Source organism: Candidatus Dadabacteria bacterium, assembly GCA_026708565.1.
In the GTDB taxonomy this organism is placed as follows: domain Bacteria; phylum Desulfobacterota_D; class UBA1144; order Nemesobacterales; family Mycalebacteriaceae; genus Mycalebacterium.
In genome coordinates this window covers 1-25,292 of the sequence record JAPOUR010000014.1, presented here as the reverse complement: position 1 = coordinate 25,292, position 25,292 = coordinate 1, and the positions used below count along the sequence as shown (strand labels likewise).

Annotated in this window: 21 protein-coding genes; 10 read left to right on the top strand and 11 right to left on the bottom strand. The window is 60.2% G+C overall.

Annotated features, from left to right (window positions below):
- From OXF42_02355 to OXF42_02335, 5 genes are all read right to left on the bottom strand, one after another.
- Positions 1-515, bottom strand: a 515-nt coding sequence (locus OXF42_02355; GenBank protein MCY4046939.1) for a bifunctional adenosylcobinamide kinase/adenosylcobinamide-phosphate guanylyltransferase, incomplete at its 3' end; no start/stop codon positions are given.
- Positions 500-1,267: a cobamide remodeling phosphodiesterase CbiR gene (gene cbiR / locus OXF42_02350; protein ID MCY4046938.1), complete on the bottom strand. Its 768-nt coding sequence runs from the start codon at positions 1,265-1,267 to the stop codon at positions 500-502. The genes cbiR and OXF42_02355, both read right to left, overlap by 16 nt.
- Positions 1,264-2,025 carry an adenosylcobinamide-GDP ribazoletransferase gene (locus tag OXF42_02345; GenBank protein ID MCY4046937.1) on the bottom strand — a complete coding sequence of 254 codons (762 nt, stop codon included), beginning with the start codon at positions 2,023-2,025 and terminating at the stop codon, positions 1,264-1,266. The genes cbiR and OXF42_02345 overlap by 4 nt, the downstream gene beginning before the upstream one ends.
- Positions 2,026-2,069: 44 nt before the next feature.
- Positions 2,070-3,140 (bottom strand): nicotinate-nucleotide--dimethylbenzimidazole phosphoribosyltransferase, encoded by a 1,071-nt coding sequence (gene cobT, locus OXF42_02340; protein ID MCY4046936.1) that lies wholly within the window; start codon positions 3,138-3,140, stop codon positions 2,070-2,072.
- A gap of 13 nt (positions 3,141-3,153) precedes the next feature.
- Complete coding sequence (locus OXF42_02335) at positions 3,154-4,038, bottom strand: FTR1 family protein (protein MCY4046935.1); 885 nt, start codon at positions 4,036-4,038, stop codon at positions 3,154-3,156.
- Positions 4,039-4,153: 115 nt separating this feature from the next.
- Between OXF42_02335 and OXF42_02330 the strand changes: the two genes are divergently transcribed.
- From OXF42_02330 to OXF42_02315, 4 genes are read left to right on the top strand one after another with little or no spacing between them, the layout of a single operon-like run.
- Complete coding sequence (locus OXF42_02330; GenBank protein ID MCY4046934.1) at positions 4,154-5,482, top strand: methylmalonyl-CoA mutase family protein; 1,329 nt, start codon at positions 4,154-4,156, stop codon at positions 5,480-5,482.
- A 23-nt stretch (positions 5,483-5,505) separates the two neighbouring features.
- Positions 5,506-7,632 (top strand): methylmalonyl-CoA mutase, encoded by a 2,127-nt coding sequence (gene scpA, locus OXF42_02325; protein ID MCY4046933.1) that lies wholly within the window; start codon positions 5,506-5,508, stop codon positions 7,630-7,632.
- Positions 7,613-8,059, top strand: coding sequence for a GNAT family N-acetyltransferase (locus OXF42_02320; protein ID MCY4046932.1), 447 nt, complete (start codon positions 7,613-7,615; stop codon positions 8,057-8,059). Before scpA ends, OXF42_02320 begins: the two co-directional genes overlap by 20 nt.
- Positions 8,060-9,886, top strand: coding sequence for a hypothetical protein (locus tag OXF42_02315; GenBank protein ID MCY4046931.1), 1,827 nt, complete (start codon positions 8,060-8,062; stop codon positions 9,884-9,886).
- Here the strand turns inward: OXF42_02315 and OXF42_02310 are convergent.
- The gene (locus tag OXF42_02310) at positions 9,883-10,866 is read right to left on the bottom strand and encodes a polyprenyl synthetase family protein (protein MCY4046930.1); all 984 of its coding nucleotides are present in this window, start codon (positions 10,864-10,866) and stop codon (positions 9,883-9,885) included. The two genes, OXF42_02315 and OXF42_02310, sit on opposite strands and share 4 nt — an antisense overlap.
- A gap of 61 nt (positions 10,867-10,927) precedes the next feature.
- Here OXF42_02310 and OXF42_02305 point away from each other — a divergent pair, with 61 nt between their 5' ends.
- Genes OXF42_02305 through OXF42_02285 form a run of 5 tightly spaced genes read left to right on the top strand, consistent with a single transcriptional unit; the run spans position 10,928 to position 16,408 of the window.
- On the top strand, positions 10,928-11,380 hold the full coding sequence (locus tag OXF42_02305; protein MCY4046929.1) for a hypothetical protein: 453 nt from the start codon (positions 10,928-10,930) through the stop codon (positions 11,378-11,380).
- The gene (gene fbp / locus OXF42_02300; GenBank protein ID MCY4046928.1) at positions 11,368-12,375 is read left to right on the top strand and encodes a class 1 fructose-bisphosphatase; all 1,008 of its coding nucleotides are present in this window, start codon (positions 11,368-11,370) and stop codon (positions 12,373-12,375) included. Before OXF42_02305 ends, fbp begins: the two co-directional genes overlap by 13 nt.
- The gene (locus tag OXF42_02295; GenBank protein MCY4046927.1) at positions 12,372-14,705 is read left to right on the top strand and encodes a glycosyltransferase; all 2,334 of its coding nucleotides are present in this window, start codon (positions 12,372-12,374) and stop codon (positions 14,703-14,705) included. Before fbp ends, OXF42_02295 begins: the two co-directional genes overlap by 4 nt.
- Positions 14,702-15,583: a phosphoribosylaminoimidazolesuccinocarboxamide synthase gene (locus OXF42_02290; GenBank protein ID MCY4046926.1), complete on the top strand. Its 882-nt coding sequence runs from the start codon at positions 14,702-14,704 to the stop codon at positions 15,581-15,583. Before OXF42_02295 ends, OXF42_02290 begins: the two co-directional genes overlap by 4 nt.
- 30 nt (positions 15,584-15,613) lie before the next feature.
- Positions 15,614-16,408, top strand: a complete 795-nt coding sequence (locus OXF42_02285; protein MCY4046925.1) for an NAD(P)H-binding protein — start codon at positions 15,614-15,616, stop codon at positions 16,406-16,408.
- On the opposite strand, the gene OXF42_02280 is transcribed toward OXF42_02285, so the two are convergent.
- Genes OXF42_02280 through serA form a run of 4 tightly spaced genes read right to left on the bottom strand, consistent with a single transcriptional unit; the run spans position 16,405 to position 21,468 of the window.
- Positions 16,405-17,349, bottom strand: a complete 945-nt coding sequence (locus OXF42_02280) for a PhoH family protein (GenBank protein ID MCY4046924.1) — start codon at positions 17,347-17,349, stop codon at positions 16,405-16,407. The two genes, OXF42_02285 and OXF42_02280, sit on opposite strands and share 4 nt — an antisense overlap.
- A 5-nt stretch (positions 17,350-17,354) precedes the next feature.
- On the bottom strand, positions 17,355-18,650 hold the full coding sequence (locus OXF42_02275; GenBank protein MCY4046923.1) for an adenylosuccinate synthase: 1,296 nt from the start codon (positions 18,648-18,650) through the stop codon (positions 17,355-17,357).
- Positions 18,650-19,885: an ATP phosphoribosyltransferase regulatory subunit gene (locus OXF42_02270; protein ID MCY4046922.1), complete on the bottom strand. Its 1,236-nt coding sequence runs from the start codon at positions 19,883-19,885 to the stop codon at positions 18,650-18,652. The genes OXF42_02275 and OXF42_02270 overlap by 1 nt, the downstream gene beginning before the upstream one ends.
- A complete protein-coding gene (gene serA, locus OXF42_02265; protein ID MCY4046921.1) occupies positions 19,885-21,468 on the bottom strand; it encodes a phosphoglycerate dehydrogenase in 1,584 nt (527 codons plus the stop codon). The genes OXF42_02270 and serA overlap by 1 nt, the downstream gene beginning before the upstream one ends.
- A gap of 49 nt (positions 21,469-21,517) precedes the next feature.
- On the opposite strand from serA, the gene tatC reads away from it, so the two are divergent.
- Positions 21,518-22,255, top strand: coding sequence for a twin-arginine translocase subunit TatC (tatC, locus tag OXF42_02260; GenBank protein MCY4046920.1), 738 nt, complete (start codon positions 21,518-21,520; stop codon positions 22,253-22,255).
- 4 nt (positions 22,256-22,259) lie between these two features.
- Here the strand turns inward: tatC and OXF42_02255 are convergent.
- The coding region (locus OXF42_02255) for a hypothetical protein (protein MCY4046919.1) at positions 22,260-25,292 on the bottom strand (3,033 nt) is incomplete at its 5' end.

The following is a 25,292-nucleotide window of genomic DNA, read 5'->3' as shown; positions in this document are numbered from 1 at the left end:
TTAATCCTCACCTTTCTACCGGCGACAACCAGATACGCTTCATCCGCAAGCGCCACCGCCTTCCTGTTTGTTTCCGCAAGCGCGGCGGCGTAGTCGCGCGTCTGTCTGTCCGCCGGAATCACACCCATTCCGGTTTCATTGGTAACCGCTATTATTGAGCCCTTAAAACCGCCGAAACGGAGCAGAAAATCATTCCTCATCCTTTGAGCCTCGTCCGCCGGAACGGCGGCAAGGTTGCAGAGCCAAACCGTCAGACAGTCCACAACCGCGCACACGGCGGGGTCATCCGCAAAGGGCGACAGCGCGTCCGCAAGGCGGAGCGGCTCTTCCACCGTTGTGAAATCGCCGCCCCTCTCCTCTTTGTGCCTCTCTATTTTCACCCTCATCTCATCGTCAAAGGGAGTTGCCGTAGCGATGAAAACAAGGTTGTCCGCGCCCGCGCGCCGCGCCGTCTCAAGGGCGAGAGCGCTTTTTCCGCCGCCGCATCCCCCGATGAGAACTACCTTTGAGCCCAACCGCGCGCCTCTCTGTCCACTATGTCTTTTGAGATGAAAAAATCCTCTTCGCTGAAAAGTTCAATGGTAACCACATTTTCGTAGCCGCAGGAGGCAAGCGCGCCGAAAACATCCGAAACAAAACCGGGCGGAGCCCTGTGAAGCCCCAAATGCCTGCCCGAACCGGCGGGGTCGCGCGCATACAGGTGAACCGCCGCCGTCCTGTCGGCAAACCCGCGCAGTATGCCCTTCCAGTCATCACCGGCGGCAAGGGCGTGCCCTATGTCAAGGCAAAGCATTGCGTCCGAGCCCTCAATAACCGGCTTTAATTTTTCAAACGGATAGGCGAGATTTTCAATGAAAATCTCCGCGCGGCTCCGAAGACGCCGCGCCGCCGTCATCGCGGCGCAAGTCCATTCGTCTCCGCCCCCCTCCCCTCCCGGAAGATGAAGCACAAAACCGCGGGGACGCAGAGGCGCGGCGAGTTCCATTATCTCCTCCGTTCTGTCAAGGGAAAACTCCCTGAAATCGCGCTCCCCGGCGCACACATCCAAATCAAGCGGAAGGTGGACGGTGTAGGTAAAGCCCCTACCGCGCCCGGCGGCGGCCTGAGAGATTTCAAGCAGTTGGGAGACCTCCGCGCCGGTGGGCAGGACGGCCCCGTCCGCGCCCTCAAACACAAGAAGTTCTATGTCGTCCGTGAGACCGGCGAGCCGCCGGACATTCGGCACAAGACCGGCGGGATACACATACGAAGTGCAGCCAATCCTCAAAGCGCCGTTCCCGCGACCATAAAACCGATGACTTCGCACAGTTCAACCGTCGCGCCGTGAACATCGCCGCCGGGGGAGCCGAAAGCGGATTTGAAGAAAAGGGCGAGAAGCAGAGCCGAAACGGAAACCGCAATCACAAGACCTACTCCGCCCGCGCCGCCGAGAAAAACGGCGACAGCAAACGCAAGCGCAAACGCCCTCAGCAAAATGCCGCCGTCACCGCCGAAACTGAAGACCGCTCCGAGGCCGCCCGCGGGCGGGGCATCGGAAAGGTAGGACACAAAAGCGGGCGCGAGCCGGGCGGCGGCGGGAACAAGAACAACGGCGGTCAAAAAGGCGTCGGGAGAAACCGAACCGAGCGCGGCAATCTTGGCGGACACAACAAACGCGACCCCCGCCGCGCCGAAAGCGCCGAGAGACTTGTCTTTCATCGCGCCGCGGGCTCTCTGAGGGTCGCCGTAGTAATGCAAGGCGTCAAAACAGTCTCCAACGCCGTCAAGGTGAAGCCCGCGTGTCGCCACGGCGAGCGCGGCGACCGCTATGGCGGCGGCGGCAAATCCCGCGCCCGCAAGAGGGGACAAAACGGCGGCAACCGCCGCGCTCACCGCGCCCGCCACAAGCCCCGCAGCGGGGAAAAAAGGCAGGGCGCGCGCGGCGTCATCCCTTGTCAGGTTACCGCCGCCGCCCCACGGATTGAACAGCGTAAGAAACCGCACGGCAACGCCGAAGCCGTCCGTGTCGTAGCCCTTGAACTTCATCACGGGCAATAATAACAAAAGAAAGCCCCGATTGCGAAAAACGCCTACCGGGGGGCGCGGGAGACGCCCGCGCTCTCAAAGGTCGCCATCCGGTTGAACAGGGCAAGCGCGGCGTCTATTACCGGAAACATTATGAGCGCGCCCGTGCCCTCTCCGAGGCGCATTCCCAAATCCATCGGCGCGGTCTTTCCGAGCAGACGGAGCGTTTTCGCGTGCCCCTTCTCCGAACTCTTGTGCGAAAAAAACAGGTATTCCGCAACGGCGGGGCAGAGAGAGACGGCAAGGCACACGGCGGAGGCGATGACAAACCCGTCCGCCACCACGGGGATTCTGCGGGCGGCGAGCCCGACCATCATGCCCGCCGCCGCGCCTATCTCAAAGCCGCCGACCTTGCGCAGAATTTCAAGCGCGTCCGGGCGCGGGGCGTTTGGAAACCGGGGAAAATGCTTCTTCAGCGCACGGGAGACAACGCCCGCCTTTTCCCTTACACCGGCGGGGCCGAGGCCCGTCCCCGCGCCGGTAATGTCCTTCGGGGAAACCCCGTATGACGCGCATATCACCGCCGCCGCGCTGGTGGTGTTGCCTATTCCCATGTCGCCCGGAGCGGCGATTTGATAACCCCCGTCCGCAATGTCAAAAGCCGTTTCAATTCCCGCCTCAACGCTCCTGACCGCCTGCTCCCGCGTCATTGCGGCGCGCTTTGCAAAATTGCGCGTTCCCTTTGCCGTTTTCCTTGAGATAACGCCGCCGGACGGAAAATCAAAATCCACCCCCGCGTCCACGATAAACACGTCCGCGCCGACAAGGCGGGCAAGAACGTTCACCGCCGCCCCGCCGGAAAGGAAGTTATTCACCATCTGCCGCGTTACCTCTTTCGGAAAGGCGCTCACGCCCTCCTGCGCAACGCCGTGGTCGGCGGCGAAAACCGCCACCGCCTTCTTTTGCGCGCGGGGCCGGTCGCGTCCGGTGATTGCCGCTATCCTTGCGGCGGTGTCTTCAAGAACGCCCAGACTGCCGGGCGGTTTTGTAAGTGTGTCGCAGCGCCGGAGCGCCTTTTCATACACCCGCCGGTCGGGCGGGGAAACTGCGGAGGCGGTTTCTTCAATAAGCCCCAAGGGCGGAAAACTCCTACGTTTCCTTTCCCGCGCCTTTGTCCGAAAGCACGGCGGACACCTTCACGGCGGCAAGCGCCAGCGCGGCGGCGATAATCGCCTGGGGAACCAGAGTCTCGTATGTCGGGTAAATGCCGAGGACTCCGAGGCGCGGAACAAAACCCGCGACCGTTTCGGAGACAAGCCCGACCTCCTGAAGTTCATGGATGCCCTTGCCCGCAAGCATGAAACTGAGAGCGCACAGCCCGATGCCCGTTATGGAAAACAGATACCGGACGGGCAGGCGCATGGAAAACTTGAATACGGCGACCGACAGAACGCCCGCTACCGCCGCGCCCGCAACAAGCCCCCACAGAACCGGACGGACGGACACCGCCTCAAAAAGCAGCGCGCGGAAAAACAGCACGGTCTCAAGCGCCTCGCGGTAAACGGCGAGAAACGCCACGGACATTATCGCCGTCGCGTTGCCCGCCCCGGCGGCTTCGGTAACCTTGGAGTCTATGTATTTCTTCCATTTCCCGGCCTCAACCTTTGATATGAGCCAGTAACTGACATAAAACAGAACCGCGGCGGCGAGCAACGAGGTAATGCCCTCCACCAGTCCCGCCTGCGCTTCGGTAACCCTGATGAGTTCGGCGGTCGCCCACCATGTGACGCCCCCGGCGGCAAGCGCCGCCATCCAGCCGAGATGAACAAACTTCACATACCCGCGCGACCCGATTGAGGAGAGCGCCGCAACCATCGCGGTGATTATCAAAACCGCCTCCAGAGATTCACGCACTATGATTGAGAACGAACCGGCAAACGCCATCGCCCCCGACCCCGGTATAACCGCCGGAGAGGCAACCGCCTCGCCCGCCGCCCCCAAAATTAAAGCAAAAACAAACACCGATTTCTTCAAGGTCCGCCTCCGGCAAAGTCAACTGAGGGCGTATAGTATATTAAAGACCTTTAATGTCAACAATACGTCCCCGCCTTTTGTAAAAAAAGGCCGTTTCAATTATGTTTTAGCCGTCATGAGTCGGTCCGGCGCAACCTCAAAACCCAAAGGGGGCGTATTTGCCCCCGTATCCGCGGCGGCATGGAAGAAATCCGTGGAAAGAGACCTCAGGGGTTCGGATTACGAAAATCTGGTCTGGAAACCGGCGGGCGCGTTTCCGGACGCCCCGATTGAGATTGAACCGTTTTACTGCCCGGAGAATATGAAGGGGCTGTCCCTGTTTCCCGCCCCGCCCCCCGGAACTTTTCCATACACCCGCGAGACCTCCGCGTGGGAGGTTTGCGAGGACATCCCGCCCTCATCCCCCGCCGCCTCGGCGCGCATGGCGCGCGAAGCGGTTGAAGGCGGCGCGGAAGGAGTTCTGTTCAGGGAGGCAAAGGCAAACACCCCGGCGCAAATTTCAAAACTGCTGTCCGGAATTGACCCCGCGCGGACGGGCGTCCGTTTTGCCCCCAAAGGGACTGGAATCGCGCAAGCCCGCGCCCTCGCGGAGTTTTTTGAAGAATCGGGCGTCAAAAAGCCACGCGGATTTGTCCTGTGCGACCCGCTGGGAGCGGGGAAACCCGGAGAGATGAAGTCTCTCGCCGCCATCGTGAAAGAGTTTGACAAAACGGCGGGGGGGTTCGGTTGTGTCGGCGTCCGGGCGGCGGAGTTTCATGAGGCGGGGGCGGAGCCGGTTGAAGAGGCGGCGTTTGCGCTCGCGCTCGGAGCGGAATACCTGTGCGCGCTTTCCGCGCTCGGAACACCCCACCGTGCGGCGGCGCGGGCAATGGTTTTCCATTTTGCGGTCGGCTCGGCTTTCTTTCTTGAGGCGGCAAAAATCAGAGCCGCGCGCGCCGTGTGGGCGCACATAGTGGAAAAGTTTGACCGCCGCGCGGACGGCCGCATGACCGTCCATGCAACCCCTTCGGCAATCAACAAGCCGGCGGACGACCCCGAAACCAACATACTGCGGGCGACATGCGAAACCATGGCGGCGGTCGCCGGGGGGGGCGGGTCAATATCCGTCCCCGCGTATGACGCGGCGTGCGCTCCGCCCTCCGCGCGCTCTCAGGCGGTTTCAAGAAACATTCAACTTATACTGAGGGACGAGTGCGGCCTCGGCGCGGTCGCAGACCCGTGCGCGGGCTCCTACTATGCGGACACGCTTACGGACAAGGTTGCGGACGCCGTGCTCAACCTGTTCCTTGAGATTGAAAAACGGGGCGGTTTTGCCCGCTGCATGAAAGACGGCTTCATAAGCGGGCGGCTCAAACGGAGCGCAAAACTGAGGGCGGAGCGCGTCTCATCGGGAGAAGAGACGCTTGTCGGCGTCAACAAATACCGGGCGGGAGGCGCAAAGTGAGCGCCCGGCCTGACTTTTCAACCATACGCCTCCGCCGCGGAGCGGCTGAAAAAGGGCGGCGCAAGGGGCGTGAGTGGGAAACGCCCGAAAACGTGAAGGTCAAAGATGTCTTTACGGCGGCGGACACGCGCGGCCTCTCCCACACAAAGGGCGCGGCGGCGGGCGAGCCGCCGTTTCTCAGGGGCCCCTACTCCACCATGTATGCCGTCCGCCCGTGGACGGTGAGGCAGTATGCGGGCTTCTCCACCGCCGCAGAGTCAAACAGGTTTTACAAAAAAAACCTCGCCGCCGGACAAAAGGGGCTTTCGGTCGCGTTTGACCTTCCGACCCACCGGGGATACGACTCCGACCATCCGAGGGTTGTGGGCGATGTGGGAAAGGCGGGTGTCGCGGTGGACAGCGCCGAGGATATGAAGCGGCTTTTTGACGGCATACCGCTTGATGAAATTTCGGTCTCAATGACAATGAACGGCGCGGTGCTGCCCGTTATGGCATTTTACATAGTGGCGGCAAAGGAGAGCAATGTTCCCGGTGAAAAACTGTCCGGCACCATCCAGAACGACATACTCAAAGAGTTTATGGTCAGAAACACCTACATATACCCGCCCGCATTCTCAATGCGCATAATCGCCGACATTTTCAAATACACCTCAAAACACATGCCCCGTTTCAACTGCATAAGCGTAAGCGGCTACCACATGCAGGAGGCGGGCGCGACCGCGGACATTGAACTGGCATACACGCTTGCGGACGGCATTGAATACGTGCGCGCGGGGCTGAGCGCGGGACTGAAGGTTGACGACTTCGCGCCCAGAATATCGTTTTTCTGGGGAATCGGCATGAACCACTTTATGGAGATTGCCAAGATGAGGGCGGGCAGAATCCTGTGGGCGGAGATGATGAGCGCCTTCTCGCCTCAAAATCCCAAATCGCTCGCGCTCAGAACCCACTGCCAGACCTCCGGTTGGAGCCTCGCGGAGCAGTTTCCCTACAACAACATTGTGCGAACCTGCACGGAGGCGTTTGCCGCCGCGATGGGCGGAACGCAGTCACTGCACACAAACGCCCTTGACGAAGCGATTGCGCTACCGACGGATTTTTCAGCCCGCGTGGCGCGCAACACCCAGCTTTACATACAGGAGGAAACCGGAATATGCCGCGCGATAGACCCGTGGGGCGGCTCTTTTTATCTGGAGAGCCTGACCGGTTCCATAGCGCGGCGGGCGCGCGCCCTTATTGCCGAGGTTGAAAAACTGGGCGGAATGGCGGCGGCGATTGAGACGGGCATCCCGAAGATGAGGATTGAGGAAGCCGCCGCCAAAAAGCAGGCGCGAATAGATTCGGGAAAAGAAACCATAGTGGGCGTCAACAGGTTCGTCCGGAAAGAGGAAGGGCGGATTGAACTGCTTGAGGTTGACAACACTGCGGTGCGGCGCGAGCAGGTAAAGAGCATTGCCGCAATCAAAAAGAGGCGCGACTCAAAAGCCGTTGCCGCCGCGCTTGACAAAATAACCCGCTCGGCAAAAACGGGGCGCGGAAACCTGCTTGCCCTCGCCGTGGAGGCCGCCTCGCTGCGCGCCACTCTGGGGGAAATCTCGGACGCATGCGAGAAGGTTTGCGGACGCTACACCCCCGCCGTGCGCACCATATCGGGGGTTTACTCCTCGGAGATAGGCGGCAACGGCGCGTTTGAGGAGGCGCGGTCGCTGACAGACCGCTTTGCCGGCATTGAGGGAAGACGCCCCCGCATCCTCATCGCGAAAACCGGACAGGACGGCCACGACAGGGGCGCAAAGGTGATAGCGACCAGTTTTGCGGACATGGGCTTTGAGGTGGAGATAGGGCCTCTGTTTTCCACGCCCGAAGAGGTAACGCGCCTCGCGATTGACGAGGATGTGCACATTGTGGGCGTTTCAAGCCTTGCGGCGGGACACAAAACCCTCATACCGGCGGTCATCGCCGGGCTCAAAAAACAGGGGCGCGAAGACATAGCGGTGGTGGCGGGCGGCGTGATACCTAAGAGAGATTACGCCTTTCTCCGCAAAGCGGGCGTGTCGCACATATTCGGGCCCGGCACGGTCATATCGTCCGCCGCGGCGGAGATAATGAAACCCCTTGTGGAGGCGCGGCTTGAACGTTCCGAAGGTTGAGCCCTCAGTTCCGGAAGACTTTGAGTCCGTGGCGGAGATGGAGAAGTTGTGCTTTGAGAGGGACGCCTGGCCCGCCGCCGCTCTCAAAGAGGAAATGTCCGGCGGTTTTGCCCGCCGCTCCACCGTGGTCAGGGGAGCGGACGGACGGGCGGTCGCCTACTGCATATGCCGGACGCTGATGAACGAGACCGAGATATACAAACTTGCCGTCCATCCGCTGCACCGGAGACGGGGGCTTGCAAAGCTGCTGCTTCGGGACGCGCTTGCCCGCGCGGGCGGCGGGCGGGTGATGCTTGAGGTCGCAACGGACAACATGGACGCAATTTTTCTTTACTGCGGCATGGGATTCCGCGCCGTGGGCGAGCGGCGGAAATACTACGGCGGCAGCGGGCGGGACGCGGTCGTAATGTCGCTGGAGACAAGTTAGGTGAAAAAGGGAAATAAAACTGCGCGCGCCGCAATGTGGGCGGTCTTTATGCTCGCCGCCTACCTGTCGGTTACCGGGCTCGGCAATGTGGAGTTCTGGGATGACGAGGTTGAGACCGCATGGATGTCAAGGGCGCTGGTTGAGCACGGGCGCGCATTCGCGTGGGACGGGCGCAACTCCCACGACTACGGCGCGGGGCTGTATCTGAACAACAAGTTTGAAAACACCTTTCCGCCCGTGAGTTTTTACACGGGGGTGCTCTCCCTCAAACTGTTCGGCAAAACCGAAGGCGGCGGCAGAACGGTTTTCGGCCTGATGGGAATCGCCTGCCTCGGAGTGTTTCTTCTGCTTCTGCGCCTTGAAATTCCGGACAACCCGCGCCTGCGCCTTGCGGCGATGGCAATTTTTTCCCTGTCGCCCGTATATCTCCTGCATATAAGGCAGATGCGCTACTACGCGCCCGCGTTGCTTTTCACCGCTCTTGCGTTTTACCTTTACCGCCTTTATGTAAAAGACCGGGGCCGGTGGCGGGGCTTTCCGTGGAGTATCTGGGCGGCGGCGGCGTGCTGCTGTCTGCTGTTTTTTACGCACTTTGCCGCCGCGGCGGCGTTTTTCGGGGCGCTCGCGGCGGGGCATCTGCTGTTTGTCGCAAGCCGCAGCAAACGGGAATGGCATCTGTGGGGGGCCGCGCTCGCGGCGGGCGCGGTGTGTGTCTGGTATCTGTTTTCATCCGGTTACATAACGCCCGACCTTCAAGTCAAAAGCAATGTGTTCTCCATTTTTTACAGGGAGGAAAGCCGCCTTGCGAGAATATGGTCTCTGCTGCCGCTTTACCTGCGCTTTATCAATGTGGGCGGTCTTGCGCCGTGGTTTGTCGGGCTGTGGGTCTGCTGGCTTGCGGGCAAAAGGATAGTCCCCGGCCTGCGGGCGCGGGAAGACGAGCAAACCCCGCTTTACTACGGAGTTACCGGCTTTCTGCTGGTCATCGTGTGCGCGATTCTGTCGCCCCAGCAGGAGTACGACCAATATGCGGCGACCCGCTTTTTCTTCGCGGCGGCGCTGTTTTTCGCCGTCCCGACCGCCTTTTTCTGCATGAAGGTAATGTCGCGCTCGCGCACGGCGGGCGCGGTTCTGATGTTCCTGCTGCTCTGCACAACCCTGTGGACATGGCCGTTCGGCGTGCAAAACCACCCGCCGCTGAACAGAAACTACTCGCCCCTTGACCTGCCGCGACCGGTCTGGAAAAGCGTCAACATATTCTCATTTGAAAACACCTACACGCAGTGGACGCTTCCCGCAATGGCGTGGGAGTTTCACACAAGGAAGCCGAACTTCCTGACCGATTTGGAAAAATTCTTTGAGAAGCGCGGAAAACAGGACGAGGTGATGTGGGTCTCCCCCACATGGTCTTACTACAACGTCATGTGGTATCTGGGCGAAAAGTTTCTTTTCTGCTGCACCTACGCGCGCACTCACGCCGTCGCCCCCGAAAATCTGGAAAAATACGGCATTGAAATACGTTACGCGCACACGCACACTCCGGACTGGATTGTGCTTGTCGGGCCGTCGCGCGCCGGACAGGCGCGCAGCAGAGCGGCGGGGCGGATACTTGCCTATGAACTGCCGAATGAAATCCTCCCCGGACAGGCGGTCCGGTTCGGGGCCTTCCGGGAGGAGGCGTATCAGCTTGTGAAGGTTCTGGGACGGCTTTACTTCCCCGTCTGGAGGCCGGAACTTTTCTGGCACTCGTTCAGGCGTCCGGTGGATGTGGGAGCCGACCCGCGAAGGGGCGATGTGCTCATATTCCGGCGTGTGGGCGGAGGTTAATGGCTTCTTTCCGCCGCGAAGTCCGCAAGCGTCAGAAGGGAATCCTTGTAGTTACCGGAGGGAAATGACGATATCGCCTTTTTGGCTTTCGCTATGTGGCTTTTCGCCCGCTCAAAGGTGTCTTCCACTCCCCCGTAGTCGGCGACAAACCGCTTTATCGGGGCGGCAGATCCGGGCATTGTAAAATCGGCGGTGACGGCGCGCCGCAACTCCTTTTCAAAATCCGCCCGGACACGGGACGGGGCGTTTGATATGGCCTTGAGGAGCGGCAGGGTCATTCTGGCGTTTTCTATGTCAAGCCCGCAGTCCTTGCCCAGTTCCTCCGTCGTGGAGCAGTAATCAAGGGCGTCATCGGCAAGCTGGAACGCTATGCCGAGGTTAAGCCCGTAGCCCGCAAGCGCCTCGGCCCTGCCGTTTGCCTCCCCGGCGAGCATTGCGCCCATCACCGCGCAGCACTCTATCAGAGACGCGGTCTTTTCGGTGATGATGCGCATGCAGGAACTCTCATCCATTTCCAGCATTTCCTTGCCCCCCATAACCTCAAACGCCTCGCCCTCTATCATCCTTTCCGCCGCCGCGCAGTAAACCCCGGCAAGTTTCATGTCGCCGCACGAAAGGATTAGATTCATAGCCCTGATGAGCAGCATGTCGCCCGTAAGAACCGGGCTTTTGTTGCCCCAAACCGCATTGGAGGACTTCCGCCCCCGCCGCATTGAAGCGTTGTCCACAACATCATCGTGAAGCAGGGACGCTATGTGCGTAAGCTCCACGGCGGCGGCGCACGCTATTCTGCCGTCCCCCTCCTCAAGCCCGCACAGGCCGCTTGAAAGCAGCAGCACGGACGGGCGGAGACGTTTGCCTCCGCCGCCCGCTATGTATGATGAAACGCTGTTGACAAGGTCGGCGCCGGAGACGCAGTTCCTCGCAATCTCCTCCTCAACCAGACGCATCTCCTCCGATATGATGGGCGCCGTTCGCATTGAGGGCTAATTATGGTCGGAAAAAACTTTCAAGTCAAAGCGGTTATAATACGGTGTTGTTGTGAACTGGATTGATTACGCAGTATCCATAGCGACCCTTGCGGGATTTACCGCGGGAGTCGCGGGGATGGGGCTTATAAACCTCCTTATACACCTGTCCGCCGTGGCGGCGTGCGCGACGGCGGGCTACATTTTTGCCTCCTCGCTCACCGGCGGGGGAGCGGGGGGCATGGAACGCCTGATGACGGGGGCGCTGATTTTTATCGTCTGTTTTGCCGGATGGCTGACCATTAAAAAAATTGCGGGGAAAATCCCCGGCGTAACCGCCGTGATGCGGCTGGCGGACGGGATTTTAGGCGCGGCGGTTCTTGGGGCGGCGGCGGTCATCACCGTGGCCGTAGCGGAAACCAGAGTGCCGGAGGTGCGTCTTGCGGCGGAGCAGTCCGTCATATACCAGAAAGCGTTTGCCCTGGCCTCGGAGGCGTCAGAGGGGGAGCCGCCGTGGAAAAAATAACGACCCTCAACAAGCACATCATTTCAACCTTTGGAACCGGGGGCTTTCACGGCGGCGTGTTCACAATTTTGAGAGAGTTGGTTTTTGTGTCCAAACTGATGCACCGCGAGATAAACAAGGCGGGCATTGTGGAGAGCATACGGGGCGGGACGGGAATGAGAAACGTTCACGGCGAAGACACCCAGAAACTTGACAAATTCGCCAATGACCGCCTCATTTCAACCCTTGAAGCGGGCGGCGAGTGCTGCGCGGTGGTGTCCGAGGAAAACGATGACATCATACACCTTCGCGGCGAAAACTCCCGGCACGGGGAATACATCCTCGCAATAGACCCGCTTGACGGCTCTTCAAACATAGACGTCAATGTAACCGTGGGAACCGTCTTCTCCGTATACAAACGCCTGTCGCCTGCGGGAGGCCCGTGCGAGGAGGCGGACTTTTTCCGGTCCGGAAGCGAGCAGAAACTCGCGGGCTACATAATTTTCGGCTCTTCAACCATGCTGGTTTTCACCGCGGGGAAAGGCGTTGACGGCTTCACGCTTGACCCCTCAATAGGCGAGTTCTGCCTGTCGCATCCGCAAATCAAAATTCCCGCGGACGGCGGCATGTATTCGGTCAATCAGGGGCGCTATTCGGAATTCCCCGGATGGGTCCGGAATTTCATAGACTACTGCTGCAAGTCCGGCGCGGAAACCGGCGGCCCCTACTCGTATCGCTACACCGGCTCCATGGTGGCGGACATTCACAGAAACATGCTCAAGGGCGGCATCTTCATGTATCCGCCGACCCGCGACCGCCCAAAGGGCAAACTGCGGCTGTTGTATGAATGCAACCCCGTTTCCTTTATTATTGAAGAGGCGGGCGGCAGGGCGACGACCGGCGAGAAAAGGATATTGGACATAAGGGCGTCTTCCGTTCACGAAACCACCCCCATCTTTGCGGGCTCGGAAAACCTTGTCGCCATGGCGGAACGTTACCGCAGGGAATCACAATGAAAGAAGAAAAAGAAAAAGGGCCCCGTCCTTCGGCGGTTCTGGTAATTCCTTGCCACAATGAGGAAAAACGGCTGTCGGAAAGCAAAACCCTTGAGTGCCTGAAACTTCTCGGCAAGGGCGGGCGCATCATTCTGGTTGATGACGGCTCAACTGACGGAACAGCCCGCCTTATCAAGAAGATCTCCGCCTCATCCCCCGCGATTGACGCGGTGTTTCTGCCGGAAAACAGGGGGAAAGCCGAGGCCGTTCGCGCCGGAATGTCCGAGGCGGCGGAGCGCGGAGCAAAGCGCATAGGGTTTTGCGATGCGGACTTCGCCACGCCCCCCGCCGAGGTGGCAAGGGTTCTGGGCGAACTTGAGAAAGACCCCCGCGCGGACGCCGCCATAGGGACGCGGAATTCTCCCGAATCCGCAAACATAGAACGCGCTCCCGTGCGCCGCCTGTTGAGCAGGGTGTTTTCCCTTGCCGCATCCTTCGCGCTCAAAAGGCGTGTGTCCGATTCGCAGTGCGGCGCAAAGTTTTTCAACAACACCCCGTCTCTCAAAAAAGCGCTCTCCGAACCGTTCATATCAAGGTGGGGTTTTGACATTGAAATCCTCGGACGGCTTGAGGCGGGCGGAGGAAGGACGGTTGAGGCCCCCCTCAAGGGGTGGGCGGAAAAACCGCAGTCCGGCATAGGCCTCGGGGCGATGGCGGAAACGTTGTTTGACTTGCGCAGCATAAACGGCGACCTCCTTCGCCGCCGGGCGGAAGAGGGAACGGGGACGGGGTTTGTCGCGGAGGCGCTGCTGACTGTTTTTGTGCGCCTGATCCCGCTTTACATCCTCACCTACGTGCTCGCGAAAGTCCTTTTCTGGGAAGGTTACTGGGTCAACCCGGACGCCTACTACCATCTCGGCGTGGCAAACGCCTACAAGGAGCTCGGCTGGCTGCCGGATTTCCCGTGGCTTAAATACACCGTCATCGGAGACCCGTTTCCCAACGTGTATCTGCTTCAGCACCTGTTTCTCGCGCTGGTGGGGGTGTTTGTTCCCGACTCGCCGGACCCGCAGTTTGCAATTAAAACCACCGTGGTGATAATGGCGTTTTTGCAGATGCTCTCCATTTACCTGTTCCACAGAAAGTGGGGCATCGGCAACGCCGCGCTGTGGACGATTATAGGCATAACCGCCTCGTCCAACATGATCTGGCACACCATCGCGCTGAAGGGCATAACCTCCTTCTCCATAATGTTCCCGTGGATAGTGGACGCGCTGTGGTCAAACAACGGGCGCAGGGCTTTTATCATCGGCTGGGCTTCCGCCTACACCTATGTGGGTTTCATCATCCTCGGCCCCCTCGCCGCATGCAGGGCGGCGGCGCATCTGATATTTGATGGCAAACTGAGGATTAAAACCCCGCTGCTGCTGTTTGCGGGCGTGGCGGCGGGCATGCTTCTGTCGCCGTTTTTCCCCGACCACCTGTCCCACATATACCGCGAACTTCACACCATCTTTGAGCGTCCCACCTTTATAAAGGCGGGAGACTTTTTCGGCCTTGAGTGGCAAATCCCCAGCCGCGTGCAGTTACAGCAGTTCATCGGCCCGATGATGCTCTGCACTCTCGCGGCGACCCTGTTTCACATGCGTCCCGCCGCGCGGTCGCACAACACAACCGGGGCGGCGTTCATAACCGTCTTTGTATTCGCGCTGTTTCCGTTTTTCGGCGGAATCAAATTTGCCCAGATATTTTCCGTGGTCTCCGCCCTGATGGTTCCGATGATATACCGCGACATATCAAAGTTTTCCATCCGCATTCCGAAAATCCCCGTCCGCATAAGGCCGTTTGTCCCGGCGGTGTTCATTTTTGTGTTTTTCGTCTTTTCGCTCCCGTTCATAAAAGTCCGGCAGATAAAAGGCAGGGTTGATTCCCCCACGCCGCGCGCCTACGCGGGCCTCGCAAACACCGTCCGCGCCCTTACGGCGAGGGGCAAGGTTGTGGTCGCCCCGTGGGACGACTTCCCCGGCCTGTTTTATTTCAACAGGGACAACTACTACATCTCCGGCATGAACAACCTGTTTCTGTTCAAGGGAGACTCTCACAGGTTCACCGCCTACTACCAGTTTTTCAAAGGCGGGATAAGCAACCCCGCAAAGTCAATTCCCGCGGAGTTTGAGGGGGCCGACCTTCTGGTGGTGAGAAACGCCCCGCGCAACAAGGGCGAGGCGGAGGCGTTAAAAGTTCTTGACACCGCGCCGGGCATCGTCCGGGTAACCGGCGGCAACGGGCGCGTCCGCGCCGGAGACGGCCTTGTGGACGGTTTCTGGCGGGTTTACAAAATTCAGCGATGATAGTGCGCGAGACCGACCTGAGCGCGGACGGTTTCCCCCCGGCAAGGGGCAAGGTCAGAGACATTTACGACCTTGGCGAGACCCTTCTGCTGGTTTCAACCGACAGAATTTCCGCCTACGACTCCATACTGCCCACCCCTATCGTCGGCAAGGGGGAGGCGCTGAACCAAATCTCGGCGTTCTGGTTCAAAAAGACCGCGGGGCTGTTCCCAAACCACTTCATCTCGTCCGACATCGGGGATTTTCCGCCCGTTCTCAGGAAGAGGGCCGCCGAACTCACGGGCAGAAGCATGCTGGTAAAAAAGACGCGCCCGCTTCCGGTTGAGTGCGTGGTGAGGGGATACCTCTGCGGCTCGGCATGGACGGAATACCTTGCGGAAGGGACGGCTTGCGGAATTGACCTTCCCTCCGGCATTAAACTGTCGCAGAAATTAACAACCCCGATATTTACCCCCGCCACCAAAGCGCCCGGAGGCGGGCGGGACGTAAACATAACCTTTGAGCAGTCCTGCGAGATCGCGGGCGGGGAAAACATGGAGCGGGCGCGCGCGATGTGCGTTGAGATATACAAACTGGCGTCCGGAATTGCCGCCGACAGGGGAATAATCATTGCCGACACAAAGTTTGAAATGGGCGTTGACCCGGACGGGAGGCTTATATTCATAGACGAGATGCTGACGCCGGATTCCTCGCGCTTCTGGAGCGCGCGGCTTTACCAAAGCGGCAAGGCGCAGGACAGTTTTGACAAACAGTTCGTGCGCGACTATCTGGACGCGACCGGCTGGGACAGAAACCCGCCCGCCCCGTCTCTTCCCCCCGAAGTTGCGGAAAAAACAAGCGGGAAATACATGGAGATGAAACGTGTTTTTTCAGATTGAAGACGCCGCGTCCGCCCGCCGCCGGAAGCCATGAAAACCGTCTCCGTGCTCGGCTGCGGCTGGTTCGGCATGCCTCTCGCCCGCCGCCTTGTCGCGGACGGGCACACCGTTCTCGGCTCAACCACCGACCCGGCAAAACTGCCGGAAATACGCAAAGCCGGCGCGCGCGCGTTCACCGTGCGCATTGAGCCGGAGCGCCCCCCCGAAGCCGGGGAGTTTTTCCGCTCCGATGTTGTGGTTGTCAACTTCCCCCCCGAAAGGCGGGATGACATAGCGCCCCGCCTCGCCGGGCAGACCGAAACGCTCGTCCGCGCCCTTGAGGCGGGCGGGGCGGAGTTTGTGGTCTTCATAAGTTCAACCTCGGTTTACGCCGACCTCGGAAGGGTCGTAACGGAAGACGACTTCCTTGAGGGAACCCCGTCAAAGCAATCCGGCATTGCCCTGCGAGCCATGGAACAGACCCTCGCAACGGCGGACTTTGACCTCACCGTTCTGCGCTTTGCGGGGCTCATCGGGTATGACAGAGACCCGCACCGGTTTCTAAAAAAACGCGCCGCCGCAAGCCGCCCGGACACCCCCGTCAACCTCATCCACCGGGATGACTGCGTGGAGATCACGGCGCGCATTATAAAAGACGACATACGCGGCGAAACCTTCAACGCCGTCTGCGACGGCCACCCGCTCCGGAGCGAGTTTTACAGGCGGGAGGCGGAAGCCGCGGGAACCGAAGCCCCCGCGTTTGAAAAGGCGGGCAACTGGAAAATCATCTCCGGCGAAAAACTGAAAAAAGCCCTTAACTACCGCTACCAAAAGGGGCCGGTCTAACGGTCGCGCTTTTCATACGCTTCCACAATTTTCTTCACAAGCGGGTGGCGCACAACATCTTTCCTTGAGAAACGCACCACCGCTATGCCCTCCATTCCGGCAAGCAGCCGCTCCGCCTCTTCAAGCCCCGAAACCGCGCCCCCCGGCAGGTCGTTCTGTGTGGCGTCGCCGGTAATGACCGCCTTTGAATTAAAACCGATGCGGGTGAGAAACATTTTCATCTGGGACGGCGAGGTGTTCTGCGCCTCGTCAAGAATCACAAACGCCCCGCTGAGCGTGCGCCCGCGCATATAGGCGAGCGGGACGATCTCAATGGTCTTCCTTTCAATCAGCCGCCGCGCGGTGTCCGTGCCGGCAATGTCGTAAACGGCGTCAAAAAACGGGCGCAGAAACGGGTCGGCTTTCTGCTCAAGGTCGCCCGGAAGGAAGCCCAGATTCTCGCCCGCCTCAAGCATCGGGCGGGTGATGATAATTTTCCTCACCGCGCCCCCGGCCAGTTGTTCCATCGCCATGGCAACCGCAAGAAAAGTCTTTCCCGTCCCCGCGGGACCGATGCCGAAAACTATCGTGTTCGCATCCATTGCGGCGATGTATTCGCGCTGGCAAACCGTCTTGGGGGTTATCTTTCCGCCCTTCACCTCTATGGAGCGACCGGAGAGGAGAACGTCCCTGAGGTTTCCTTTTCCGGCGAAAACTATTTCCGCGCCCGCCTCAAAGTCCGCGGGGGAAAGCCCCCGTTTTTCAAGGGCGAGGCCGTAAAGCTGGGAGGCAAGTTCCTTTGCGGCGGCCACCCCGTCCGGCTCACCGCTTATCAGCAGTTCACCGCCGCGCGAATTAACTTTCACGCCGCACAGTTTTTCAATCCTGCCAAGATTTGAGTCCAGCGCGCCGAAAAGCCTCCGGGCGGCGTCGCTGTCTTCAAATACCAGTTTGTCTTCCATGTCCGTCAGGTAAAAAGGCCGTTGATGACAATGGCCTCCTCCCGCGACGGCCCCACGGAAACGAGGTCCACCTCCGCCCCGCAAAGCCCGCTCACCCGATCAATGTAGTCTCTCGCCTCCCGCGGTAGGAACGCAAGGCCGCGCGCGCGGCGGATGTCTTCGCTCCAGCCCGGCATCTCCTCATAAACCGGCTCGCAGCGAGCAAGCGCGTCCGCGTCCTGCGGAAAGGAGTCCGTCCGGCGGCCGCCGATGTTGTAGGCGGTGCATATCTTCAGTTTTTCAAAGCCGCTCAACACGTCAAGTTTGGTCAGCGCAAGCGAGGTTATGCCGTTCACGCGAACCGAATGCCTCAGCGCCACCGCGTCAAGCCAGCCGCACCTTCTGCGCCTGCCGGTGGTCGCGCCCAGTTCGCCGCCGCGCTCAAACATGCTTTCGCCGTCCGGCCCCCCGTCTTCGGTGGGAAAGGGGCCCCCGCCCACCCTTGTGGCATAGGCCTTGACGACCCCGACCGTCCGGTCAACGCATCCGGGGCCGAGGCCGCAGCCCGCGCCCACCCCTCCGGCAACGGCGCTTGACGATGTTACATAGGGGTATGTGCCGAAATCTATGTCCAGAAGCGTTCCCTGCGCGCCCTCAAACAGCACGTTTCCGCCGGACGAGGCGACCCCGTGCAAATACGCCGCCGTGTCCGTTATGAACGGGCGGAGACGTTCGCCGTATGCCGCATATGAGGCGACCGCCTCATCCCTGTTAACCGGCTCGCCGCCCAGCACTCTGGTTATGTAAAGGTTTCTTTCGGGAAGCACCGCGTCTATCCTCGCCGCAAGGGCGTTTTCGTCCGGCAGGTCGGCAACCCTGATGCCGCGCCGCGCAAACTTGTCCTCATACACGGGGCCTATGCCCCTCCTTGTCGTCCCTATTTTCGCCCCGTCCGCCGCCGCGCCCTCCCTTAGCGCGTCTATCGCCATGTGGTAGGGCATTATTACATGGGCGCGACCGCTGACCTTGAAATTTTCAGGCGTTACCGGGCAGCCCGACCGGGAGAGGGAGTCAATCTCTTCAAGCAGAACGGCCGGGTCAACCACAACGCCGTTGGCAATGACCGAAACTTTGCCCTCCCGCAGTATGCCGGAGGGAATGTGGTGAAGGATGAACTTGCCCCTGTCCGTTATGATGGTGTGCCCGGCGTTGTTGCCGCCCTGAAACCGCACGACAACATCGGCCTGTTCGGCTATCAGGTCAACCACCCTGCCCTTGCCCTCGTCTCCCCATTGAGTTCCTATGACGGCAAAGTTTGGAATCAGACACCCTCCGAAATCAACTCTTCAAGATTTGAAAACCGCCGCGTCCTTCCGGTTTTCGGCTCGGTAAGACGCAGTTTGTCAGGCCCGTCTATGGTGATGATGCCGGAGGAGGGAGCCGTGCCGCGCGCGGGGCGGGGGCGGGATTCCGCAATCACCTGAAACCCGTTCGCCCTGAGCCACGCGCCGAGCCGTATCGCCTCCCGCCTGAAGGAGGGCTTTGCCGGAATAATGACAAAGTGAACGGTTTCCGCGGCCTTGCGGACGCCCGAAAGCGCTTTCACTATCGCCTCAATGTCCGCCGCGAATCCGGTGGCGGGAGTGTTGTGCCCGTAACGTTTGATGAGAGAGTCGTATCTGCCCCCCGCTATCAGGGGAGAGGGAGCGCGTTCGTGCAGGATTTGGAAGGTTACCCCCGTGTAGTAGTTGAGAGACCGCACATCGCACACGTCAAGGCATATGTCGCAACCCGTCTCATACTCGTCCAGCACATTGGTAATTCCCCGTATGTTCGCCGCCGAGGTTTTGAACGCGGGCAGTTTGTCCATAACGGAGAGAACCTTTTTCACATTGCGCGTCTGCGTGAGGGCGGTGATTGCGGAGCGGGCGGCCCCGGGCAGACGCGCCGAGGAAAGGGCGGCGTCCAAATCCCTTGAAGACTTCATCTCAAGCGCCGCGCGCACCCGCGCCGCGTGTTTTCCCGCAATCCCGTCCACCGCCCTCAACACCCCGCTGTGCCCGATGTCCAGCACAAGGCCGGAGGAGAAACCCACCCGCGCAAGCGCGCTTGCGGCAATCGCCATTATCTCGGCGTCCGCAGACAGGTCTTTTCTCCCGACAAGTTCGCACCCCGCCTGAAACACCTCCCTCTCCCTGCCGCTTGACTCGTGCTCAAACCTCACCACCCTGCCCGAATAACAGAGGCGCTGCGGCTCTTTCAGATGGCTCATCCGCGTGGCGACTATCCTGCCTATCTGCGGCGTGATGTCGGGGCGCAGGGCGACCACATCGCCCGTTGACGGGTCAACAAACTTCATCACCTGCGAGCGCAGCCGCTCGTTCAGCCCCGCATTGATGGTCTCAAGGTTTTCAAAAAGCGGCGTGATGACCCGCTTGTAGCCCCACTTGGAGAATTCGTCAAGAATCTCCGCCTCAATGTTTTTGAAGCCCCCCGCCTCGCCGGGAACAAAGTTTTTGACCCCCTGAGGCAGCAGCGAGTTTATGTTGCGACTCATCAAAGCGTAACCTGCGTTATGGAGATGATGTCTGCAAGGGCGGAGATTTTTTCAATGTCTTCGGGGCCGACCTCACTGTCAACGTTGGTGAAAACCATGGCACGCCCCCCGGCAATCTCGCGCCCCAAGTGCATGCGCCCTATGTTTATGCCCGCGTCGCTCAGCACGCCGCACATTGCCGCAATAAGGCCCGGCTTGTCGCGGTTGCGGCTCACAAGCAGTATGCCGTCCGGCTCAACGTCTATCTTTACCCCGTCCACCATAACAAACCGGGGGTCTTTTGTGCCGAAAATAACGCCCGAAACGCTGTTGCTTTCACCGCCGGAGGAGACCGAAACGGTGATAAGACTCTTGTAGTCGCGTGAGGAGGTGTTTTTGGACTCAACCACCTCAAGCCCCCTGTCCTCCGCGATAACGGACGCGTTCACCTGCGTTACCGAAACGTCCATCACCGGGGAAAGAAACCCCTTCAGCGCGGAAAGGGTAAGAAACCCGGTGTCGCTCCCGGCTATCTCCCCCTGATAGGAAACCTCCAGTTTGTCCGCCGCCGCCGCCGTCTGGCCGAGAAACAGCCCCAGTTTTTCGGCAAGGTTGATATACGGCCCCATGGCTTCGGCCTCCGCCGCGCCGAGGGACGGCATGTTGACCGCGTTGCGGACAACGCCGTTTGAAAAATCTATGACCTGCCGCGCAATGGCGGAGCCCACCTTTTCCTGCGCCTCCGCCGTTGAAGCCCCAAGGTGCGGCGTGAGAACAAGCCGCCCCGCCGTTTCAAGAACTTCGCAACCGGCGGGAGGCGGCTCCTCGGCAAAAACATCAAGCGCGGCCCCCGCCAGTTTGCCGCTTTCAACCGCCGCGCACAGCGCGCTCTCGTCAACTATTCCGCCCCGCGCGCAGTTCACTACAATCGCGCCGTCCTTCATTTTCTCAATGGCGGCGGCGTCTATAATGCCGCGTGTCTGCGGCGTGAGCGGCGCGTGGACTGTAAGGACATCGGCGGCGGAAATCACCTCGTCAAGGGGGGCCGTTTTGACGCCGATGCGCTCCGCCGCTTCGGGCGAAACAAACGGGTCGTGGGCGACCGCCTCCATCTTGAGGCCGAGCGCCCTTTCGGCGACAAGTTTTCCTATGGTTCCAAGCCCGATGAGGCCGAGCGTCTTGCCGAAAAGTTCAACTCCCTTGAAGCCGCTCCTCTCCCACCCGCCCGCCGCAACGGAGGCGTGGGCGTGGGGAATTTTACGCGCGGCGGCAAACATCAGCGCGATGGTGTGCTCGGCGGTGGTTACCGCGTTCGCCTCCGGCGTGTTCATAACCACAATGCCGCGCCGCGTGGCCGCGGCAAGGTCAACATTGTCAACCCCGATGCCGGCGCGCCCTATGACCCGAAGCGAGCCCCCCGCCGCCTCAATCACCTCCGCGGTAACGGTTGTGGCGCTTCGGACTATAATGCCCTCATAGTCGCCGATTATCCGTCTCAACTCATCCGGCTCAACCTTTGAGCGGATATCCGGCTCAATGCCGGGAGCGTTTTCCAGAAGCCGTTTTCCTTCGGCGGCGAGTCCGTCTGTAACAAGTATTCTCACGGTCGCAAAACGGGGTATAGTATGCGGAAGCCCGCCCCCGTTGTCAATTATGAGCGAAGATACAAAAGCCCCCTTCCTCAAACACCTTTCCGAATTGAGAAAAGCAATCATCCGCTCCGCGCTGGCGGGCGCGGCGCTGTTTCCCCTCTGCTGGCATTTCCGCTTTGAAATAATGAGAAAACTGGTTGAGCCCGCCACCTCCGCCCTCCCTCCGGGCGGGGAGTTGATATTCACAAGACCCTCGGAGGGTTTCGGCGCGCTTGTGGGCGCGGCGGCGGCGTCCGCGTTTGTCCTGTCAATGCCGTTCACACTGTATAACCTGTGGAGGTTTGTCTCCCCCGGCCTGAAAGCGAAGGAGAAAAAAGACGCCGGAGTTTTCATAGGGGCGGGAACCGCCCTGTTCCTCGCCGGGGTTCTTTTCTGCCACACCATAGCCGCGCCGAGGGCGATGCAGTTTCTGCTGGAGGGGCAAAGCGCCGATTTTATCAGCGCAATGCCCTCTCTGGGGCAAACGCTGTCATTCCTGCTGACCTTGTGCGTTTCGTTCGGGATAGTGTTTGAGTTCCCTCTGGCGGCGTTCTTTCTGGCGAAATGGGGAATTGCGGACGCCCGGCGGCTGGCCTCGGCAAGAAAATACGCCTATGTGGCGGGGGCGCTGGCGGCCGCCGTTCTGACCCCCACCACGGATATTGCGTCAATGCTGATGATGTTTCTGCCGCTGGTCGTGTTCTACGAAGCGGGGATTTTGACGGCGCGGGTTGTGGGTTCACAACCCCGCGCGGACTGATTTTTTACCACTGGAAGTTCAGGCCGGTTCTGAACAACTTCTCGTTAAACTCCGAGGTTGTCGCTCCGGAGAAGTGGAACTGCACATTCTCGGTTACCCTCATCGCCATACTGCCCGCAACACCGTAGTCGCCCCTGTATTCCGAGAAGTTAATGTCAAACCCAAGCCGTCTGCCCCGCTCCACATGGGTCGTTCTCATCGCGGCGGCCATCGCCACGCCTTCCCTCAAACTGCGTATCTCGCGGTCATGCTCGTCTATCTTGTCCTGAACCCACGCATTGCGCTCGTAAAGGTCGCCGTATCTCTTGGGAGCGCTGCCGAGGGGTGTTTCCTGCAACGCCTCAAGCGTTTCCTCGCTGAGGAGTTCCTTGCCCTCTTCGGTGAGGAACTCATCCACATTGCGGATGCGGCGCTGGTTGGTCTCTTCCGTGCCGGCGGCGATGTAGTCCTCTATCGTCCGTTTTTCCCTCGCGTGCTGCGCGTCATCCACTGTTGAGACATCAAAGTAGTTCGTGGCGCAACCGCCCTCATCCTTCACACACTCATACACGTAAATCATGTCGCGGACGGTGAGACCGTCGGCGCCGTTTTCAGTGAATGAAACTTCGTTCGGCTGCTGAACACCATCGTTGTTAATGTCATCCCAATGCTGGACATCAAAGCCCTGGTCAAAACCCCGGTCTATCTCGCCCCTGCTTATCCAGCCGTCCCTGTCGGTGTCCAGCACAAAGTGCCCGTCCGCGCCCCGCGCCGTAAGGATTGCCCTTCCCCTCTCCAGCCGGTTTTCCCTGCCCTCAAAGTTATAGCCAAGCACTCCGGCGACATCAAAGCCGTGAATTCTGAGAGACTCAAAGTAGTTCTCGCGCTCGTAAAGCGTTCCGCTCTCGTCCGCCCTGAGGTTGGGGTCCGCGCCGTAGTTCGGGTCTCCGAGGCGGCTGTCCGCATGCACCCTGAGGTTCTCCCTGTATGCCGCCGCGTCTCTTTTGAGGAGGAGCTGGTCGTCAAGAACGGTGTATCTCTCGCCGAGCGGGTCGCCGGAATTGGGGTCCAGCCTCGCCCACCTCTGCCTCTGGAAGTCGGACGCGCCGACCGCCTCGTAGGAGTATTCCGTTCTCTCAAGCAACGCGCCGGAGGGGTCGGGGTCGGGCGGCCTCAGCGCAAAATCCCCCGCGCCCAGTTGCGGACGGGAAACATGGCCGGAGTAGGCGTTCTGAAGGACGGCCAGTTCATTCTGCGCGGCCCGCTGTTCGTCCCGCTTCATCACATTGGCGTTTATAAGGTATTCATTGAGCGCCTCAAGGTATTCATCCCGTGCTTCTCTCCCTTCCGGCGACAGGCGCGAGTTAACTCCCCCGTCAATTCTGGTCCGCGCAACGTTCTCCCTGATGTTGGTAACGCGCTGCCTGAGGGTCTCCGGCCCCACGGTGTTGCCAATCAGGTCGTCAATCGCGTCAAACCCGAAGTCCTGAATTTGCAGGGTTCCGTCCGGCATTGAGGTTACCACCCTCGTGCCTCCGAGAGTGTCGTAACTCCGCTCTTTCTTCTCAACAAACGGGCCGAGGGTGAGGTCGTGGTCGTATTGGGCGCGGTAGGTCGGCTGCCTCGTGGGAACTTCCGGCAAATCTCCCCCCGGAGTGTGCGGCGGGTCAAGCCGCCCCGTGTCGGGGTTTGCCGAGTTCATGGTGTAGTATGCGTGCTCCTCAAACAGGCCGAGACCCCTGAATCTGTAAACCAGGTCCGCCTCGTCCGGCGTTCCGCGCCCGATGTTGACGTGGGTGGAATTAAGGCTCCGGGAAAGAACCGTCTCCCTCACATAAGCGGGAAGACCCGTTCTCGGATCCGTCACCATTATATTGCTTGCGGAGGCGACTGTGTAGCCCAGCTTCTCTTGCAACTCTGTTACCAAATTGTCGTTCGGCAACGCCGTACTGTCCGCCAGCACCTCAAGGACGGTTCTGGTCTCCGTTACGACATCATCGCCGGGCAGGTATATGCGCCCGTCCGCCGTGTCGCCGAAAGTCTGCGTTCCGTCACGATGGTTGTATGCGTTGGCGCCGAAAGCCGAAGACCTTGTGCCGCTCGCGTTTGCCGTGAAGCCCACCGCCGTGGCGTTAAACCCGCCGGTGAAAGAGTTCGCGCCCAGCGCGGTTGAATTCTGCGACCTCGCGTAGGAGAACGCGCCGTAGGCGGACGTGTGGTCTGTTACAGACTCGGAGTAGTAACCCGTTGCCGTTGAGTAGTCTCCGGTCGCCTGCGTGGTAATACCGGATGAGTGCGCTCCGAGACCATCCGCCTTGGCGTCAATACCCGCCACGAAAGAGCCCTCGCCGGTCGCCCTCAGGTTCCGCCCGATAGCCACACTGTTGGCGGCCACCGCTTCGGCGTTTCTGCCGATGGCGATTGAGGCGACATTGGACGCAAGCGCGTTGACACCTATCGCTATGCTGTCCAGCCCGCTCGCGTTTGAATGCGCTCCCAGAGCAATAGAGTCAAGCCCGGTCGCCATGGCGTTGTGCCCGAGCGCCGTTGAGTTCTGGGCAACCGCCTTGGCGTTCTGCCCCAGCGAGGTGGAGTTGGCGGAATACGCAAGCGCATTCTGACCGACTGCCGTTGTGTTGACGGAATACGCAAGCGCTTTCTGGCCAACCGCCGTTGCGTTCATCGAAATAGCCGATGCGTTCTGCCCCAGCGAGGTGGTGTTGACGGATTGCGCAAGCGCATTCTGACCAACCGCCGTTGTGTCGGCGGAATACGCAAGCGCTTTATGACCAACCGCCGTTGCGTTCACCGAAATCGCCTGAGCGTTCTGCCCCAGCGAGGTGGTGTTGGCGGAATACGCAAGCGCATTCTGGCCAATCGCCGTTGAGTCAATGCTGCGGGCGAAAGCGTGCGCCCCGTAGGCGGTTGAGAATGCCCCGTTCGCCTCCGAAACATATCCGGTCGCCGTTGAGAATATGCCGGTCGCCGATGTGTTGATGCCGGAGGAGTGCGAGCCGAGGCCGGTGGATTTCGCGTCAATACCCGCCACAAAAGAGCC